Below are 17447 nucleotides of genomic sequence, written 5' to 3' on the forward strand. Positions count from 1 at the left end.
GCTGACCTGCGCGGTGATGTCGCTGGCGAACTTGACCACCTTGTACAGCCGGCCCTTGCTGTCGAAGATCGGATTGTAAGAAGCCTCCAGGTACACCGTCCGGCCTTGCTTGTCGACCCGCTCGAAACGATGCGAGTGGTATTCGCCCCGGTTCAGCGAAGCCCAGAACTCGCGGTAGCCGGCCGACTCGCGCTCGTGCGCCAGGCAGAACAGCCCATGATGGCGGCCAACCACCTCTTCCAGGCGGTAGCCCATGGTATCGAGGAAGTTCTGGTTGGCCTTGATCACGCGCCCCTGGGGGTTGAACTCGACCACCGCCATGGAGCGCCCGATGGCGTTGAGCAGGCTCTGGCTTTCGTGCTCGTCCGTTACCCGCTGGCTGATGTCGGAGGCCACCTTGATCACCCGGGTGACCTGCTGACGCTCGTCGAGCACTGGCATGTAGCTGGCCTCCAGCCAGACCTCACGGCCCGCCTTGTCGATACGCTCGAAGGTGCCGCTGATCGCCTTGCCCTGGCCCAGGTCACGCCACAGTTGCTGGTATTCGGCGGTCTTGGCAAAGCCCGGATCGCAGAATAGCCGGTGGTGCTTGCCGCGCAGCTCTTCGGCGGTATAGCCCATCGCTTGGCAGAACTGCGCATTGGCATCAAGGATGGTGCCGTCAGGGGCGAACTCGATCATCGCCATGGAACGGCTGATCGCGGCGAGCTTGGCCTGAGTTTCGGCAAGGGTTTGGCGAGTGCGCTGAATTTCGATCAAATCTGACTTGCGATGAAAATCGAACATGGCGCCGGGGTCCTTTATGCGCGGGGTTTCCTGAGCATAGATCGGCGCAGAAAGCGTGCAAGCAAACTGCTATCACTTAGTCATTAATGATAAAGAAACGTCAGGAGCTCTCGCGCACCATCAATTCGAACCCCAAGTCCTGCTGCCCGGTCGGCACCCGCTTGCCATCGAGCAAGGCCAGCAAGGCTTGTGCCGCGCCGCGCCCCACGGCGGCCCTTGGCGTACGGATGGAGGTCAGGCGCGGGACCATGTGCGCCGAAGCCGGCAAGTCATTGAAGCCGACCATGGCCACCTGGCGTGGCACCTCGATGCCCTGGCGCAATGCCTGCAATACCGCCCCCTGGGCGAGGTCGTCGTTACAGAAGAAAATGCCATCGACGTCCGGCGCTTGCGCCAGCAACTGGCTGAACAGCTCGCTACCCAATGCGATGGAGGACGGCTGCGGCGACAGGATCTCCAGTTCGGTCGCAGGCATGCCTGCTTCAGCCAGGGCCTGGCGGAAACCTTCGGCGCGCTGCATCACCCGTGGGTCGAGTTGCGCGGCAATGAACGCCAGGCGCTGCCGGCCCCGTTCAATCAGATGCCGCGCCGCAGCGCGCCCAGCCTGATGCTGGGAAAAGCCGACTGACAACGCGCCTGCCTCACCGCCCAGCTCCATCATGTGTACACAGGGCACGCCACTGGCCGCCAGCATCTGCCGCGAAGCATCGCTGCGGTCGAAGCCGGTGAGCAGCATGCCGCAGGGCTGGTAGGCCAGGTAATTGCGGATCAGGTTTTCTTCTTCATCGATGTCGTAGTGATAGTTGCCGATCAGCACCTCAAGCCCGCGGGGGCGCATCACCTCGTGGATGGCCTCCAGGGTGTCGATGAACAACTGGTTGGACAGCGACGGAATCAGCACCACCACCGACTGGCTGCGCGCCGAAGCCAAGGCCCGTGCCGCCGGGTTGGCGACATAACCCAGGCTGGCAGCCGCAGCCAGCACTTTTTCCACCAGCTCTGGCGCAACCGTGCTGATACCGCGCAACGCGCGGGAGGCGGTAATCGGGGAAACCCCGGAATGCCTGGCGACTTCTGCCAGAGTGGGACGGCCGGTGGTTCGGGAGCCTGAACGGGACATGGGTGTTGTAATTTTACTACTTGCCAAGGGAGGGGAACGGCCACTAAGGTAGCGCTGTCTCAGGACGCAGGCAATGTAATCTTTGGCAGTGGCCACTACACGCCCGCTACCAAGCGTCCATACTGCGTAACGACAAGATCAATAACACCGGGGAGGTGGCGTTTCGTCCGCGACGAGACAGCGCTATCTCACCCCGCAGGAGGTACTGATGAATTCTTCCCTGTCCGCCATCGTGGTGATGGGCGTGGCCGGTTGCGGCAAAAGCTGCGTCGGCGCTGCCATTGCCGCCAGAAGCGGCGGCCGCCTGATCGAAGGCGACGCGTTCCACCCTGCCGAAAATATCCAGAAGATGAGCGCTGGCACGCCCCTGAACGACGACGACCGGGCCGGCTGGCTGGTGCGCCTGGGGCAGGAGTTGCAAGCCACGGTCAATGCGGGTGAACGCCCGATCCTCACGTGTTCGGCCCTCAAGCGCCGTTATCGCGACACCTTGCGCGAGGCGATGCCGGAACTGGTGTTCGTATTCCTCGAACTTACCCCCGCCGAAGCCGAAAAGCGCGTGCTCGCGCGCCCTGGCCATTTCATGCCAGCGAGCCTGATTGATAGCCAGTTCGCTGCCCTTGAACCGCCACATGGCGAGCCCTTGACCCTGCCCCTGGATGCCACGCTGCCGATCGAGGCATTGGCCGAGTCGGTGGACGCCTGGCTAAAGCCCTGCGGTGAGCGGAACCTGGCGCGGACTGCCTGACCCTGGCGGTTCTTCCGGCCCACCAAAGACAGCGCTGTCTCGACGCCTCAAGGCGGCGAAAGTTCAATCAATGCAACGCCAAAAACAACGATAAGACCGAGGCCTTAAAACCATGTTCGGACTGGCTACAGATACCTACCTGCTGCTCGACGCCCTGGTAACCATCGTCGGGCTGATCCTGCTGATCACCCATTTCAAAGTGCACCCCTTCGTCGCCCTCACCATCGCTGCGGGCTTCCTCGGCCTGACCTCCGGCATGCCGGTGGCCAAGGTCATGAAGTCGTTCCAGGACGGTTTCGGCGGCGTGCTCGGCTTCGTCGGCATCGTCCTTGCCCTGGGCACCATGCTCGGCAAGCTGATGGCCGATTCCGGTGGCGCCGACCAGATCGCGCAAACCTTGATTCGCGCGTTCGGCAAAAAGAATGTGCACTGGGCCATGATGTTCGCCGCGTTCCTGGTGGGCATCCCGCTGTTCTTCGAAATCGGCTTCGTGCTGCTGATTCCGCTGGTGTTCATCGTCGCCCGGCGCTCGGGCGTGTCGCTGATCAAGATCGGCATTCCACTGCTGGCAGGCCTCTCCGTCGTGCACGGCCTGGTGCCGCCGCACCCGGGCCCGCTACTGGCGATTGGCATCTTCAAGGCCGACATCGGCAAGACCATCTTCTATGGCTTGCTGGTGGCGCTGCCCACGGCGATCATCGCCGGCCCCCTGTTCGGCAACTTCATCTCCCGCTACATCCCGGGTAACCCGTCGCAGGAGCTGATGGACCAGATCGCCAAGGAGTCCGACCAGAGCAACCTGCCAAGCTTCACCATCACCCTGGTCACCGTGCTGCTGCCGGTGGTGCTGATGCTGCTCAAGACCTTCGCCGACGTGGTGTTGCCGGCCGAACACATCGTGCGCCAGTGGATGGACCTGATCGGCCACCCGATCACCGCGCTGCTCGCCGCGCTGCTGCTGGCCTTCTACACCTTCGGCTCGGCGCGCGGCTTCAGCCGCCAGCAGATCATGAAGATGCTCGACCAGAGCCTGGCACCGACTGCGGCCATCGTGCTGATCGTCGGTGCAGGCGGCGGTTTCAAGCAGATGCTGGTGGACACCGGTGTCGGCAACGTGATCGGGCAGATGGCCGTGCAGGCGGAAATTTCGCCGATCATGCTGGCCTGGCTGGTGGCGGCGGTAATTCGTATCGCCACCGGTTCGGCGACGGTGGCCACCATTACCGGTGCAGGCATCGTCGCCCCGGTGATCGACCTGGTGCCTGGAGTCAACCGTGAACTGCTGGTGCTGGCCACCGGCGCAGGCTCGCTGATCCTGTCCCACGTCAACGATGCCGGTTTCTGGCTGGTCAAGCAGTACTTCAACATGACCGTGGCCGAGACCTTCAAGACCTGGAGCATGATGGAGACCATCCTTTCGGTGGTCGGCATCATCTTCATCATGGCGTTGTCGACGGTGGTGTGACCGCTGATCGGGGTAATGGCACCTTGGCGCTGCGGGTAGGGCCGAACGGACATACACGCCCTACCCTCGCAAAGGAGCCTGCCCATGATCCGTTCAAGCTTATTGCTCGCCACCCTGCTCGCCGCCCCGCTGGCCATGGCGGTCGGCACCGGTACGACCTACCCCGACGACCCGCACAACCCGGCACCCAAGCCGGGTGTCGACAGCACGCTCAACCCCATAGAAAAGCCCATGCCGCGCGATACCGACCCGCGCATTCAGGGCAACGACCCGCAAAGCCCGCCGGCCAAGCAGAATGACAACCGCGACCTGCCGGGGATGGATGGTAGTGGGTCGGAGGGCAATGGAGCCCAAGGCGGTAGTGAGGGTAGCCAGCGTTGATCCTGCTCAAGGGCTGCTTTGCAGCCCAATCGCTGGCAAGCCAGTGCTTGGGGCGCAATGCGCCCCGCCTTACCACTGCCGCTTGTCAGGCCGGGTCAGCCCCAGCTTCTCGATCCGGTAACGCAACATGTCCCGAGACAGGCCGAGCATCCGTGCCGACTTGGTCACATTCCAGTCAGTGCGGTCCAGCGTCTTGCATACCAGGTCCCGCTCCATGTCCGGCAGGCTGGTCCCAGGCTCCGGCTCATGCCGCGGCATTTCGTAGACCGTGGCGGTCGGCTGCGTCAGCGGCTCGTCAACCAGGGACATGCACAGGTTGAGCTGATGCGCCTGAACCACTTGGTTGGGCGCCAGCAACACCGTCTGTTCCAGCATGTTGCGCAACTCGCGCACATTGCCCGGCCAGCTGTAGCTCAGCATCAGGGCTTCGGCCTCGGCGCTAAAGCGCAAGTTGGGCTTGCCATAGCGGCGCCCGTGATGGGCCAGGAAATGCCGCGCCAATAGCAGGATGTCCTGCCCCCGCGCAAACAGTCGCGGCACTTTCAGGGCGATGATGCGCAGGCGGAAGAACAGGTCACGGCGAAACTTGCCTTGCTGCACCATCTGCTCGAGGTTGCAGTTGGTGGCGCTGATCACCCGCAGGTCGACCTTGCGTTCCTTGACCGCGCCGATGCGACGGATGCTACGGTCTTCCAGCAGCTTCAGCAGCTTGGCCTGCAGCACCAGGTCCATCTCACCGATCTCATCGAGGAACAGCGTACCGCCATCGGCGGCCTCGACCAGCCCAACGCGGCGCTCCTTGGCGTCGGTGAACGCGCCCTTCTCATGGCCGAACAGCTCCGCCTCGAGAAGGTTGGCAGGGATCGATGCGCAGTTGAACTCGATGAACGGCCCCTTGCTGCGTGAGCCATCGAAATGCAAGGCGCGGGCTACCAGCTCCTTGCCGGTGCCGGTCTCGCCCTCGACCAGCACCGGCGGCAGGTCGTCACTGGCCATGCGCCGCTCGGCATCGAGCACCTGGCGCAGCGTGTGCTTGAGGGTGAGCATGACCGGTGATTCGCCAATCAGCGCCTGCAGCCCGGACTTCTGCGCCTCGCGCTCCTGGTAGAACGACAGCGTGCGCTCCATGCGCTCGGTGGCCAGCGCCTTCTCCAGCGTCAGCTTGAGCTCGGCCAGCACTACCGGTTTGGTCAAGTAATGGAAAGCACCCTCCTTCATCGCCTGCACGGCATCTTCGACGTTGCCGTAGCCGGTCATCATGATCACCTTGAGCTCCGGTGCCTGCGCGACCAAGGTGCGCAACAGGTCGTGCCCGTTCATGCCGGGCAGCGAATTGTCGGTCAGCACCGCGTCGGGCTGACAGCGCTTGATCTGCTCCAACGCCAACTCAGCGCTGTTGCAGAGGGTCACCTCGAAACCCTTCAGGCTCAGGTAGGTGCGAATGTTGTTGGCAAGGATTTCATCATCCTCGACTACCAGGATGTTGTGCTCCATGTTCCCCTCCCGCTGCAATGTTGAAAGTGAGGCTGACGCGGGTTCCTTCCTCTTCACGGCTGCTCAGGCTGACCGAGCCGCCAAAACGTTCCATGATGCGCTTGGCCAGCGCCAGGCCTACACCGAGGCCGCCCTGCTTGGTGGTGAAAAACGGTTTGAAGACCATCCGCTCCTGCTGCTTGGTCATGCCCTTGCCGGTGTCGCTGAGCAGCAACTCGACCCGTTGGCCGCCCTGCACACTCACTTGGGCACGCAACTCGCCGCCTGCAGGCATGGCTTCGATGGCATTGGAAAACAGGCTGTTGAGGATCTGCGTCAACTGTAGCGGCTGGCTGGCCACCCACTGCACCTGCGGGCCGTCGAAAGCAAACCGTACGCCGTTACGCTCGATCTGCTGCACGAACGCCACGCGGGTGTCTTCAATGGCGGCCACCAGGTCGACCGCCTCGGCGATATCGCTGGTCGGGCGCAACGACACCAGCAGTTCGCGCACCCAGCGCGACATGCGGTCGACCTGGCCGATGATGTCGACGATGTTCTGCTGCGCCTGCGGGTTGGCGATCTCCTGGGCCAGCTCGGCACTGGAGCGGATGTTGGCCAGCGGGTTACGCATGCTGTGCGCCACCGCCGAAGACATCTCGCCCAGTGCCACATAGGTTTCGCTGGCCACCAGGCGGTCCTGCTGGTGCTGCAACATGGACGCCGCGCGCCGCACGATCCAGAACAGGCCGAAATAGATCAGCGCCCCACCCAGCAGGGTCGAGGCCCAGATCAGCACATAACCGCGCTGGATACGCCGGATCAGGTCCTGAGGCTCTTTATAGATTTCGACCATGGCCATCACCTGCTCGCCCTGGCTGTCGAACAATGGGATGTAGTTCTCGATGAACAGGTATTGGGGGGCGCGCTCGAACTTCTGTTCTTCGCGGTCCTCTTCGGCTTTGTGGTAGCTGGCCGAAACCGCCTTGCGCGAGCGGAACGCGCGGTCCAGGTCGCCATCGGCCTCGATACGCTTGCCCACCAGTACCGGGTTGGTGGACCAGACGATGGTACGGTCGCGGGCATAGACGTTGGCCAGCAACGTGTCGGGCAGGTGCTCGACATGGTCGAGGAACTCGACCCGGGTCGACTCGGCCAGTTGCGGGCTGAACTGCAAGTGCTGCTGGTCCAGGCGCGGGTCGAGCAGCTCCCCCATGGTGGTGCCGGGCGGCAGCTGCGAATGGCGCACCTCGGCCTGGGCCATCGCCTGAATGAACTGGGCGGTGAGCATGGCGTCGCGCTCGACACTGTCACGCACCACGAAGCGGGTCGACACATAGCCCAGGCTGCCGGCGACCGAAGCAATGATGAGCAGGCTGATCACGGAAAACCAGCGCAGCAGATTGAACTCGCGAAGGGGGGCAGCGAAGCCACTGCCGGGCTGTGCGGAAGTCTTGCCGGGAGCATCGGTTTCCAGCGTCTGCATCGCTTCGTTCCCGCCCAAGGCTTGTAGTCAGGAGGCCACCAACCGGATGCTACCGTCAGTAGCAACTTGATGTCACTGCGCCACTGCGACTGCAGCTGCCAGTCGTCGTAGATTTCACATTGCAAAAAGCCAGCCATTGCCACCAAAAAAACAATAAAACCTTATTTATTAGAGACATACACTGCTTTATTGATAATGAATCGAGAAGCAACCCCCACATTTGGGTGGGTATTACCCAATATCAAATAATTACTTTAAAATCAGTACGTTGAAGATCTTTCTTGAAGCGATATATCAAGATTGAGCCAGCCGAAAATTGAGTGAGACTCGGGTGCCATGTCCCTCGCTGCTGCTCAACCTCACCGACCCGCCAAAGCGTTCCATGATGCGTTTCACCAGGACCAGCCCCACCCCAAGCCCGCCTTGCTTGGTGGAAAAGAAGGGCCTGAACGCCATGCGCTGCTGCCGCTCATTCATGCCTTTGCCGGTGTCGGACATGCGCAAGGTAACGCTGCGCCGATCCTGCTTGACCACCTCGACCCGCAACCGGCCACCCTGCTCCATGGACTCCAGCGCATTGTCGATCAGGCTGTTGAAAATCTGCCCGAGCAATACCGGCTGGCCAAGCACCTGCACAGCCGGTAACGGTTGCAGGTCCAGGGTCACGCCGCTGCGGGCCAGCGGCACGGCAAAGGTCTGCAGGCTTTCCTGCAGAGTCTGGAGCAGGTCCACGGCGACCGCTTCGTCGTTCAACGGCCGCAGCGACTGCAGCAACTGGCGGATCCAGTGCGACATACGGTCGACCTGGTTGATGATTTCATCGATGTTGCGCTGCGCCGGGCCCTCGTCGAACACCTGGGCCAGTTCGGCACTGGAGCGGATGCTCGCCAATGGGTTGCGCAGACTGTGCGCCACGGCTGAGGACACCTCGCCCAGCGCGACATAGGTTTCGTTGCTGATCAGACGCTTCTGCTGTACCGCCATCAGCCGTGAAGCGCGGCGCATGATGCCGTACAGGCCGATATAGACCAGCCCGGCGCCCAGGGCCATGGCCAACCAAATTCGGATCAGGCCATGCTCGATGCGCACGATCAGGTCGTGGGGCTCCTTGTAGATCTCCACCATCGCCGTGACCCGTTCACCATCGGCGTCAAACAGCGGGATGTAGTTCTCGATGAACAGTTGCTCGGGTGGGGTCACGAACTTCCGCTCGGCGCGGGCCTGTTCAAAATGGTGATAGCTGGCCGAGACCCGCATCTTGTATTCGAAGGCCCGGTCCAGGTCTTCATCGCCTTCGATCAGTTTGCCCATTAGCGCCGGGTTGCTCGACCAGATCACCGTGCGGTCAGGGGCGTAGATATTGGCCAGGAGCATGTCCGGCAGGTGGGCGATGTGGTCGAGAAACTCCCCACGGGCCTTGCGCCGGGCCTCGGGCGCCACGCCTGGCAAGGCGGTAGGGTCGGTGCGCGGGTCGAGCAGCTCGCCCATGGTGCGTACATTGGGGATTGCCACATGGCGCACTTCGGCGTCGGCAATGGAGGTAATGAACTGGGCGGTCAGCAACGCGTCCCGCTCGACGCTTTCATTGATGATGAAGCGGCTGGAAATCAACCCCAGCCCGGCGGCCACCGAGAGGATGATGGCCAGGCTGACCCAGGCGTACCAGCGCAACAGGTTGAACGGTTTGCGCGGGGTGCCGGTTTCAGCGCCGGCAGGTGCCTCTGGCGTCTCGGAACGGGGAGCGATGTCCATGGCGGCTTCCACTGCTGAGCACCTGTGAAAGGTTATAGCCCAGAGTTGGGGAATCCATGGCACTGATTTTCATCATGCCGATGCAAGGTGGGCGGCAGTTACAGCGGCGAATCCGCCGCCAGCCCCTGCAGCTTGCGGTATTCGCGCAGCACATTGGGCACATAGCGCCGGGTTTCGGCGAACGGCGGCACCGCCCCGCGGCGTAGCACGGCATCGGGGCCAGCGTTGTAGGCAGCTACCGCCAGGGTGATGTCGTTGTCGAACAGGGTCAGCATGCGCTTGAGGTAGCGCGCACCGCCCAGCACGTTGTCTTCCGGGTCCAGGGCATCTTCCACACCCATTTCTTTCGCCGTGCCCGGCATCAACTGCATCAGCCCGACCGCCCCGGCCGCCGAACGGGCCTTGGGGTTGTAGCCGGACTCGGCCTTGATCAGCGCATGCAGCAGTGCCTGCGGCACGTTGTGCCGGCGCGCTGCAGTGGCCACCAGTTCAGCGTACGGCCGCCCGGTGATCAGCTGCGCGTTGGCCGGGCCAGCCTGGGCAATGGGTTCGCTGATCACCCGTTCATAGTGGCGCCCGGGCCGATGGACGTTGGTCAGTACATAGCCGCCCTTGGCATCGATGGAGATATACACGTCGGCCTGGGCGGTAGCCCCTGCCAGCCAGATCATTCCCAGGATAATCCCACGCATGTCGGTCGCCTCCCCGCCGTGCCCCCGATGTGGGGGAAATGCCCCGGAAAACCCGGGCTTTACGCTGATGACGCAAGCACTGTGCCGCTTGCCATGGCGCATGGCGCAAGGCCCCGAGGCAGACGTGCACGGCTGTTGCATGGAGCAGCAAAACCCTGAGCAAGCATGTCCCCATGCAGGAGGGCTTCACCATGCAGCGCAAACCCAATCGCCAAAAAGGCTTCACTCTGCTCGAACTCCTGGTGGTGCTGGTGGTGCTCGGCTTGTTGGCCGGCATCGTCGCACCCAAGTACTTCAGCCAGCTCGGCCGTTCGGAAGCGAAGGTGGCCCGGGCGCAGATCGAAGGCCTGGGCAAGGCCCTGGACCTGTACCGCCTGGAGGTCGGCCACTACCCCAACAGTGAACAGGGCCTGCAGGCTCTGGTGGCCGCGCCCAGCGGCGAGGCCCGCTGGTCTGGCCCCTACCTGCAGAAAGCCGTGCCACAGGACCCGTGGGGCCGCGCCTATATCTACCGGCAGCCGGGCGAAAACGGCGGCGAGTACGACCTGCTGTCGATGGGCAAGGACGGCCAACCCGGCGGTGACGGTGAAAACGCCGAAGTCACCAGCTGGCAATGAGGAGCAAGACCATGCGCTTTAGCCTCAAGGCCCTGGGCAGACAGGGCGTGGTGCAATTGCAGATCGATGCCGAGGACGCCGACCAGGCGCGCCGCCAGGCCGAGGGTCAAGGTTTGCGGGTGGTCAGCGTACGCGGCCAGGGCGGTACCTTGCGCAATGTGGCCTGGCGCCGCCAGGCCGCGTTCGACCTTGTGTTGTTCAGCCAGGAATTGACCACGCTGCTGCATGCCGGCCTGCCGTTGATCGATGCCCTGGAAAGCCTGGCGGAAAAAGCCCCTGCCGGGGCGGCGCGCAAAGTCTTGTCAGCCCTGGTACGCCAGCTCTACGAGGGCCGCTCGCTGTCCCAGGCACTGGCCCAGCAGCCGCGGATATTCCCGCCGCTGTACGTGGCACTGGTGCAGTCCAGCGAACGCACCGGTGCCCTGGGCGACGCCCTGCACCGCTACATCGGTTATCGCCAGCGCCTGGACCTGGTCCGGCAAAAGCTGGTGGGCGCTTCGGTGTACCCGCTGCTGCTGCTGCTGGTGGGCGGTGGCGTGGTGCTGTTTCTGCTCGGCTACGTGGTGCCGCGCTTCAGCCTGGTGTTCGAGGGCATGGGCAGCGAACTGCCGTTGATGTCGCGGGTGCTGATGCAAGTCGGCCTGTTCCTGCATGCCCATCAACTGCCCTTGGCCCTGGCCACGGCGGGCAGCATTGGCGCGCTGGTGCTGCTGCGCCGCAACCCTGTGCTGCGGCGCTGGCTGTCACGCCAGGTAAGGCGCATGCCGGCCTTGCACCAACGGTTGATGATGTACGAACTGGCACGTTTCTATCGTTCGCTGGGGATTCTGCTGCAAGGCGGCATCCCCATCCTCACGGCCATGGGCATGGCCCGCGGGCTTTTGGGCAGCGCTGCGGGACAGGGCCTGGAACAGGCCAGCCGGCGGGTGGGTGAAGGCTTGCCGCTGTCGGAGGCGTTGGAGGCCGGGCAGTTGGTGACACCGGTGTCACTGCGGCTGCTGCGGGCGGGGGAGCAATCGGGCAACCTGGGTGAGATGCTCGAACGCTGCGCGGATTTTCATGACCAGGAGATCGGCCGTTGGGTGGAGTGGTTCGTGAAGCTGTTCGAGCCGCTGCTGATGACCTTCATCGGCTTGCTGATCGGGGTGATCGTGATCTTGATGTACATGCCGATCTTCGAGCTGGCATCGAGTATTCACTAACCTGCGCGGGCCCCTTCGCGGGTATGCCCGCCCAGAGGCCCGCGCAGGCAGCTCAGTAGTCGAACCGGTCCACGGCCCGCCGCCGCTCATTGTCATCGCGCCGATCATAGCTGGCCGTGGTCTGGATGTTGGCATGGTGCGCCAGCTTCTGTGCAATCGACAGGTCGTGCTCTTCGATCACCCGGGTGATGAATGCCCGGCGAAAATCATGCGGCATGATCTTCACCCCAACCTGCGCCCCCCGCTGGCGGGCGATGTAGTAGATCGCGTGCTTGGTGATGCGCGCGCGGGTAATGTGGTTGCCGCGGCGGATGCGGTTGAACAGGAACGGGTCGTCCGACGCCCCTTCGGGCAAGTCCTGGCGGCGCAATTCAAGCCACGCCTGAAGCTTTTCGAACGCCCACACCGGGGCATACTTGATCAGTTGCCGGTTGCCCTTGCCCAACACCTGCAGGCTACGGGCTTCGAAGTCCACCTGGTCAAGGTCGATGTCCACCGACTCCGACTTGCGCATGCCGGTGCCGTACAGCAGCGCAATGATCGCCGCATCACGCACACCCTGCGGGCGGGGGTCGGCGGCGCATACGTCCATCAATTCGCGAATCAGGCTGCGACGAAGGTTGCGTCCGGGTGGCAGGCGGCTGCCGGTCGCCGGCTTGACCTCGCGGATACGCAGCAACTGCTCGTGGTCGATCAGGCCCTGGCGCCAGGCTTCGTTCATCACCCCGCGTATGGCGTTGACGTACAACGACGAACTGTTGGGCGCGTAGCCATCGGTGCGCAATGCCGCCACCAGGCCGATCACATGGCCAGGCTCGAGCCTGTGCCAGGGCACCTCGGCAAGGTTGCAGTCGACGAAACCCAGCCGGTCGGCGGCGTCCTGGAGGATATAGCGCATGGTCTGCTGGCTGGACGGTGCCAGCCGGGCAAGGTACTGCAACAACGGGTTTTGCGAGAGGTCGGACAAAACGTGAATCCTGTAGCGATGCCTGGCGGGCAGGCCACCCGGCGTAAAGCGGCCCGTGCCATTACCTTGAATTTCAGGGGCTTCGGCACGAGCATGAGCTGAAATGGTATCCCATAGGCTATCGTGGTAGCCATGACTCACTGCCGCTGAGGCCCCATGGCCCTTCACCGCTTGACCCGCAGCCACCCCCGCCTGAGCTTCGCGGCCTTGGTCGGTTTTGCCAGTGCCTGGTTCATGCCTGCCGCCGACACCGTCCAGCGTATCCTCGCCGGCTGGAACCTCGGGGTCTGGCTGTATTTGCTGCTGGTGCTGTGGCTGACCTGCCGGGCTACCCCCGAGCAAGTGCGCACCGTGGCCCGTGTCGAGGATGAAAACGCCGGCCTGGTGCTGTTCACCGTGTGCATCGCGGCCATCGCCAGCCTCGCTGCCGTTACCCTGCAACTGGTGTCCAGCCGCGGCCTGCAAGGCACTGCCCTGGCCCTGCACTACCTCTACACCGGATTGACCGTGGCGGGCTCGTGGCTGCTGATCGGTTGCATCTTCAGCCTGCACTATGCCCGGCTGTTCTACACCGGCGACCGTCACGAACCGGCGCTGCGCTTTGCCGATGGGGAGCGCAACCCGGATTATTGGGACTTCCACTACTTTTCGTACACCATCAGCGTCGCCGTGCAAACCTCTGACATCGGCGTGGGCGGGCGCGGCATGCGCCGGGTGGTATTGGCCCACTCACTGGTAGGCTTCGTGTTCAACACGGCAATCCTCGGCTTCACCATCAACATTGCCGCCGGCCTGCTCGGCTAGCACGCGCCGCGCGCAGGCGCCGATGCGCCGGCACACCTCTTCCAGTTGTACGCCTGCAAGCACCAACGCCATGCGTACATGCCCCGCTGCGCTGGGCCCAAAGGCATCCCCTGGCAGCAGCGCTACGCCCTCCTCCATCAGCAGCCGCTGGGCGAAGGCCTGGGCGCTGAGCCCGGTGGCGCGGATATCCAGCATCACGAACATGCCGCCAGCCGGGCGATGGGCGCGTACCCCAGGGCAATCGGCCAGGGCAGCGCACACACAATCGCGCCGTTGCCGGTAGGCCTCGCGCATCGTCCGCACGGCAACCAGGTCCTGCTCCAGCGCCACCCGGGCGCCCTGCATGACGAACTCGGGCAAACCAAACAACATGGCCATGGCCAGGTTGGCCAGGTGCGCAATCAGTGCCGGAGGGCCGACCACCCAGCCCACGCGCCAGCCACTCATGGCATGCGACTTGGACACGCTGTCGATGATCACGCAACGCTCGCTCATCCCCGGCAGGCTGGCCGGGTTTGCCGGTTCACCCTCGTAGAGCAAGCCACTGTAGACCTGGTCACAGATCAACCACAGGTCATGTTCAAGGCAAAGCTGTGCCAGTTGCGCCATGTCCTGTGGGGAGATCGCCGCACCGGTCGGGTTGTGCGGTGTGTTGAGCAGCAGCCCACGGGTACGTGAGGTGATGGCCTGCGCCACGGCCTGCGGGTCGAGGCGAAAGCCCTGCTCGGGGCTGACCGGCACCTGCACCGGCTGCGCCCCACAGGCGCCGAGCACGCCGTGGTAGGTGACGTACATGGGCTGCGCAACGATCACCTCGTCGCCCGCTTCAAACAGGCATTGGCAAACGGCATACAGCGCGCACTGGGCGCCGGCGAGCACCATCACTTGCTCTACGCTGACCTGCGCACCGCTGCGCCGAGCGATGGCCTGGCGCAGGGCCAGGTTGCCACGCACATCGCTGTAATGCGTGTCGCCGCGGCGCAGGCTGCTGACCGCAGCTTCGACGACGGCAGGCGGCGTATCGAAGTCGGGGTCACCGACCGACAACAGGAAAATTTCACGCCCTTCGCGGCGCAGCGTCTGGGCTTGATAATGGATATCCCAGGCAGCAGCGGCTTCGCCGGCGATGCGTTGAGTGAGCGTGGAATAGCGCATGACTGTCTCCCTGTCTGCCCAGCTCGCACCGCTCGTCCGAAAACGTCGTGCGCCGATTGGGGTTAAAAATAGCAGAACCCACCCGGGCTTCTGCTGCTCTCAGGGAGCGAAAACGTTTGCCTGGCCATTTGCCGCCAGACGGTGAGCATGGCCTCTTTGTGACCGGGTTCATGCATGGATTCTTTTATCGCGCTTTACGCAGAACAACGGCGTGGCCGGTGCTATCTTTAGGTTCCCGGCAGCCGTGCTCACGGCCCCTCGATCACCGCGTCCAGGCAAGGACAAGGAGGCTGGCATGAACAAGATGACGTTCCCCAACGCCTGCCAGGTGATGCGCTGGCATTTTCACCCGCTCGGCTTCGAGGCCAGCATGGATGCGCCACGCAGCATGATCGCGCGGCTGTTCGACCGAGCCACGGGCGAAACCTTGCTGGCAATTGCCGGCATCCCCTGCACCGCCATCATGGCGGCGGCCGATGTCGAACGCATCATCGAGGCAGTGGAGGCCGAGATGGAGGCTTTCGTACCGGTCTTCGGCTTGCGAGACGCGGGCTAGGCGACCGCTTCCGGGCTCTGCTGCAATGCCTGCAAGTTGCCCATGAACTGCTCGGCCGGCACCGGCTGGCCCAACAGATAACCCTGCAACGAATCACAGCCCAGACGCGTCAGGAAATCCTGCTGCCCGCCCGTCTCCACGCCCTCGGCAACGATGCGCAGGCCAAGCGCCTGGCCCAGCGCGACAATGGCCGAAACGATGGCCGCGTCATCGCTGTCCTGCTCCAGGTCGCGCACGAAGCCGCGGTCGATCTTCAGCTCGTTGGCGGGCAGGCGTTTGAGGTACATCAGGCTCGAATAGCCGGTACCAAAGTCGTCGATCGACAAGTCCACGCCCATGTCGGACAAGCGCTGCAGCACCGTCAGGCTGGCATCGGCATCATGCATCGCGGTGGTTTCGGTGATTTCCAGGGTCAGGCAGTTGGCCGGCAGGCTATTGTCGCGCAAGGCGCGGGCGACGCTGTCGACCAGGCCGGCATGGCAGAACTGGATGGCTGACAGATTCACCGCCATGCGCCAGCCCGTGCGCCCCTGGTCAAGCCACTGGCGCATCTGCCGGCACGCTTCGTCCAGCACCCACTCGCCGATCGGGATGATCAGGCCTGTTTTCTCTGCCAGGCCGATGAAACGGTCCGGCAGCAACAACCCGTGCTGCGGGTGCTGCCAACGCAGCAGGGCCTCGGCGCCGATCGGCTGGCACGCCTGGGCATCGAACTTGGGTTGGTAGTGCAGGCAGAACTGGCGCTGCTCCAGGGCCAGGCGCAGGTCTTGCAACAGTTGCAATTGCTGGCGGGCATTGCTGTTCATCGACACGTCGAAGAAGCTGTAGCCGTTCTTGCCGGCGCTCTTGGCGTGGTACATGGCCGCATCGGCGTTGCGCAGCAGCTCAAGCTGGTCCTGGCCGTTGCCCGGGTACAGGACAATGCCCAGGCTCGCCGTCAATTGCAGGTCATGCTCGGCCACGCGGAACGGCCGCGACACCAGGTTGACCTGCTTGACCGCCACGTCCATGGCGTCTGTCGGCTCCTGCAGTTCCACCAGCAGCACGAACTCATCGCCACCGATCCGCGCCAGGGTGTCCTGGCTGTGCAGGTGGCCACGCAGGCGCGCAGCCACCGCCTTGAGCAGCAGGTCGCCCACATGGTGACCGAACGCATCGTTGACGGGTTTGAAACCGTCCAGGTCGATGAACATCAGCGCGAAACACCCGCCCTGCTCCGCCACCTTGCCAATCGCCTGCTCGATACGGTCAGACAGCAGTGTACGGTTGGGCAGGCCGGTCAGCGTGTCGTGCAGCGCCAGTTGGGTCAGTTCCTGGTTGGCCAGGGTCAGCGAACGGGCAAGCTCGGCGGTACGCGCCTCCAGGCGCGCATCCAGCACCGAGGTCAGCAAGGCCACCGCGAGTACCGCCAAGGTGGTGATCAATACCAGATAGACCAGCCCTTCGCCCTGCAATCCACCGGCCAGAGCACCGCAGAAACTCCCCGCCGGGAAGTTCGCCGCCGCCATCCCGGTGTAGTGCATGCCGACGATGGCAACCCCCATCAGCACAGCCGCCAGGCCACGGATCTGTCGCACATACGGGGTATGCCTGCGCAGGCGGAAGGCGATCCACAGCGCCGCCGCCGAAGCCCCCACCGCTATGGCCAGCGAGGCGCCGAACAGCGTCGGGTCGTAGTCGATCCCGGGCAACATGCGCAGCGCCGCCATACCGGTGTAATGCATGCAACTGATGCCCGCCCCCATGATCAGCGCGCCAAACGCCAACTGCAGCAAGGGCAGGCGCGGCTGGCTCACCAACCACAGGGCGAAACCCGACGACAGCACGGCGATCAGTAGCGACAAAGCCGTCAGGCCAATGTCGTAGCCGAGGTCGATCGGCAGGCTGAAGGCGAGCATGCCAATGAAGTGCATCGACCAGACGCCGATGCCCATCGCCAACGCTCCCCCGCCCATCCACAGGTACACGGCCTGGCCTTTGGCCGTGGCGATGCGACCGGTCAGGTCGAGCGCGGTGTAAGACGCGAGGATGGCCACGCACAGCGAAATCAACACCAGCGAAGAGGAGTAACTACCGGTCAGCATGGGGAGTTCCAGCAACGGGACAGAGGGGCCCGAAAAAACTGACGATTGTACTCAAGCTTTGGCGAAACGCACGGGGTTTTTGCGAATGGGAATGGATCCAAAAATAATCAAAATACAGCTTAAAGCCCGAGCTAGAGCGCTTCCGGCGACAAGTGACAT

At 63.6% G+C, this 17447-nt stretch carries 15 protein-coding genes and 1 pseudogene; 7 read left to right on the forward strand and 9 right to left on the reverse strand.

What is annotated here, in order from left to right; genetic code table 11:
• Positions 1–3: 3 nt before the first annotated feature.
• Positions 4–786: pseudogene (locus tag ACIPIJ_RS12115) on the reverse strand (PAS domain-containing protein); the annotation flags it as partial.
• 100 nt (positions 787–886) lie between these two features.
• On the reverse strand, positions 887–1906 hold the full coding sequence (locus tag ACIPIJ_RS12120; protein ID WP_401076668.1) for a LacI family DNA-binding transcriptional regulator: 1020 nt from the start codon (positions 1904–1906) through the stop codon (positions 887–889).
• Between the two features lie 208 nt (positions 1907–2114).
• On the opposite strand from ACIPIJ_RS12120, the gene ACIPIJ_RS12125 reads away from it, so the two are divergent.
• The 3 genes from ACIPIJ_RS12125 to ACIPIJ_RS12135 all read left to right on the forward strand — a co-directional run bounded on the left by ACIPIJ_RS12125 (position 2115) and on the right by ACIPIJ_RS12135 (position 4500).
• Entirely contained in the window at positions 2115–2654 is a 540-nt protein-coding gene (locus ACIPIJ_RS12125) for a gluconokinase (protein WP_401076671.1), read from the forward strand.
• Positions 2655–2766: 112 nt separating this feature from the next.
• Positions 2767–4119, forward strand: coding sequence for a GntP family permease (locus tag ACIPIJ_RS12130; RefSeq protein WP_401076674.1), 1353 nt, complete (start codon positions 2767–2769; stop codon positions 4117–4119).
• Between the two features lie 84 nt (positions 4120–4203).
• Positions 4204–4500, forward strand: coding sequence for a hypothetical protein (locus tag ACIPIJ_RS12135; protein WP_401076676.1), 297 nt, complete (start codon positions 4204–4206; stop codon positions 4498–4500).
• Between the two features lie 69 nt (positions 4501–4569).
• Here the strand turns inward: ACIPIJ_RS12135 and ACIPIJ_RS12140 are convergent, their stop codons facing one another.
• The 4 genes from ACIPIJ_RS12140 to ACIPIJ_RS12155 form a co-directional block, all read right to left on the reverse strand.
• Complete coding sequence (locus ACIPIJ_RS12140; RefSeq protein WP_401076678.1) at positions 4570–5994, reverse strand: sigma-54-dependent transcriptional regulator; 1425 nt, start codon at positions 5992–5994, stop codon at positions 4570–4572.
• Positions 5963–7459 (reverse strand): sensor histidine kinase, encoded by a 1497-nt coding sequence (locus ACIPIJ_RS12145; protein WP_401076681.1) that lies wholly within the window; start codon positions 7457–7459, stop codon positions 5963–5965. Before ACIPIJ_RS12145 ends, ACIPIJ_RS12140 begins: the two co-directional genes overlap by 32 nt.
• Positions 7460–7753: 294 nt before the next feature.
• Entirely contained in the window at positions 7754–9211 is a 1458-nt protein-coding gene (locus ACIPIJ_RS12150; RefSeq protein ID WP_401076684.1) for a sensor histidine kinase, read from the reverse strand.
• Positions 9212–9309: 98 nt separating this feature from the next.
• The gene (locus tag ACIPIJ_RS12155; protein WP_401076687.1) at positions 9310–9903 is read right to left on the reverse strand and encodes a lytic transglycosylase domain-containing protein; all 594 of its coding nucleotides are present in this window, start codon (positions 9901–9903) and stop codon (positions 9310–9312) included.
• A 191-nt stretch (positions 9904–10094) separates the two neighbouring features.
• Here ACIPIJ_RS12155 and gspG point away from each other — a divergent pair, with 191 nt between their 5' ends.
• Together gspG and ACIPIJ_RS12165 are read left to right on the forward strand one after the other, a co-directional pair.
• Positions 10095–10520 carry a type II secretion system major pseudopilin GspG gene (gene gspG, locus ACIPIJ_RS12160; protein WP_401076690.1) on the forward strand — a complete coding sequence of 142 codons (426 nt, stop codon included), beginning with the start codon at positions 10095–10097 and terminating at the stop codon, positions 10518–10520.
• An 11-nt stretch (positions 10521–10531) separates the two neighbouring features.
• Positions 10532–11722 (forward strand): type II secretion system F family protein, encoded by a 1191-nt coding sequence (locus tag ACIPIJ_RS12165; protein ID WP_401076693.1) that lies wholly within the window; start codon positions 10532–10534, stop codon positions 11720–11722.
• A 52-nt stretch (positions 11723–11774) separates the two neighbouring features.
• Here ACIPIJ_RS12165 and xerC read toward each other — a convergent pair whose 3' ends face one another.
• On the reverse strand, positions 11775–12689 hold the full coding sequence (gene xerC / locus ACIPIJ_RS12170) for a tyrosine recombinase XerC (RefSeq protein WP_401076695.1): 915 nt from the start codon (positions 12687–12689) through the stop codon (positions 11775–11777).
• A 156-nt stretch (positions 12690–12845) separates the two neighbouring features.
• On the opposite strand from xerC, the gene ACIPIJ_RS12175 reads away from it, so the two are divergent.
• Positions 12846–13493, forward strand: coding sequence for a DUF1345 domain-containing protein (locus ACIPIJ_RS12175; protein WP_401076698.1), 648 nt, complete (start codon positions 12846–12848; stop codon positions 13491–13493).
• Here ACIPIJ_RS12175 and ACIPIJ_RS12180 read toward each other — a convergent pair.
• Positions 13419–14648: a pyridoxal phosphate-dependent aminotransferase gene (locus ACIPIJ_RS12180; RefSeq protein ID WP_401076700.1), complete on the reverse strand. Its 1230-nt coding sequence runs from the start codon at positions 14646–14648 to the stop codon at positions 13419–13421. The genes ACIPIJ_RS12175 and ACIPIJ_RS12180 overlap by 75 nt on opposite strands.
• 295 nt (positions 14649–14943) lie before the next feature.
• On the opposite strand from ACIPIJ_RS12180, the gene ACIPIJ_RS12185 reads away from it, so the two are divergent.
• Positions 14944–15204 carry a DUF1652 domain-containing protein gene (locus ACIPIJ_RS12185; protein ID WP_401076703.1) on the forward strand — a complete coding sequence of 87 codons (261 nt, stop codon included), beginning with the start codon at positions 14944–14946 and terminating at the stop codon, positions 15202–15204.
• On the opposite strand, the gene ACIPIJ_RS12190 is transcribed toward ACIPIJ_RS12185, so the two are convergent.
• Positions 15201–17288 carry a putative bifunctional diguanylate cyclase/phosphodiesterase gene (locus tag ACIPIJ_RS12190; RefSeq protein ID WP_401076705.1) on the reverse strand — a complete coding sequence of 696 codons (2088 nt, stop codon included), beginning with the start codon at positions 17286–17288 and terminating at the stop codon, positions 15201–15203. The genes ACIPIJ_RS12185 and ACIPIJ_RS12190 overlap by 4 nt on opposite strands.
• Positions 17289–17447: the final 159 nt, after the last annotated feature.

This window comes from Pseudomonas sp. NPDC087185, assembly GCF_044744955.1.
Taxonomy (GTDB): domain Bacteria; phylum Pseudomonadota; class Gammaproteobacteria; order Pseudomonadales; family Pseudomonadaceae; genus Aquipseudomonas.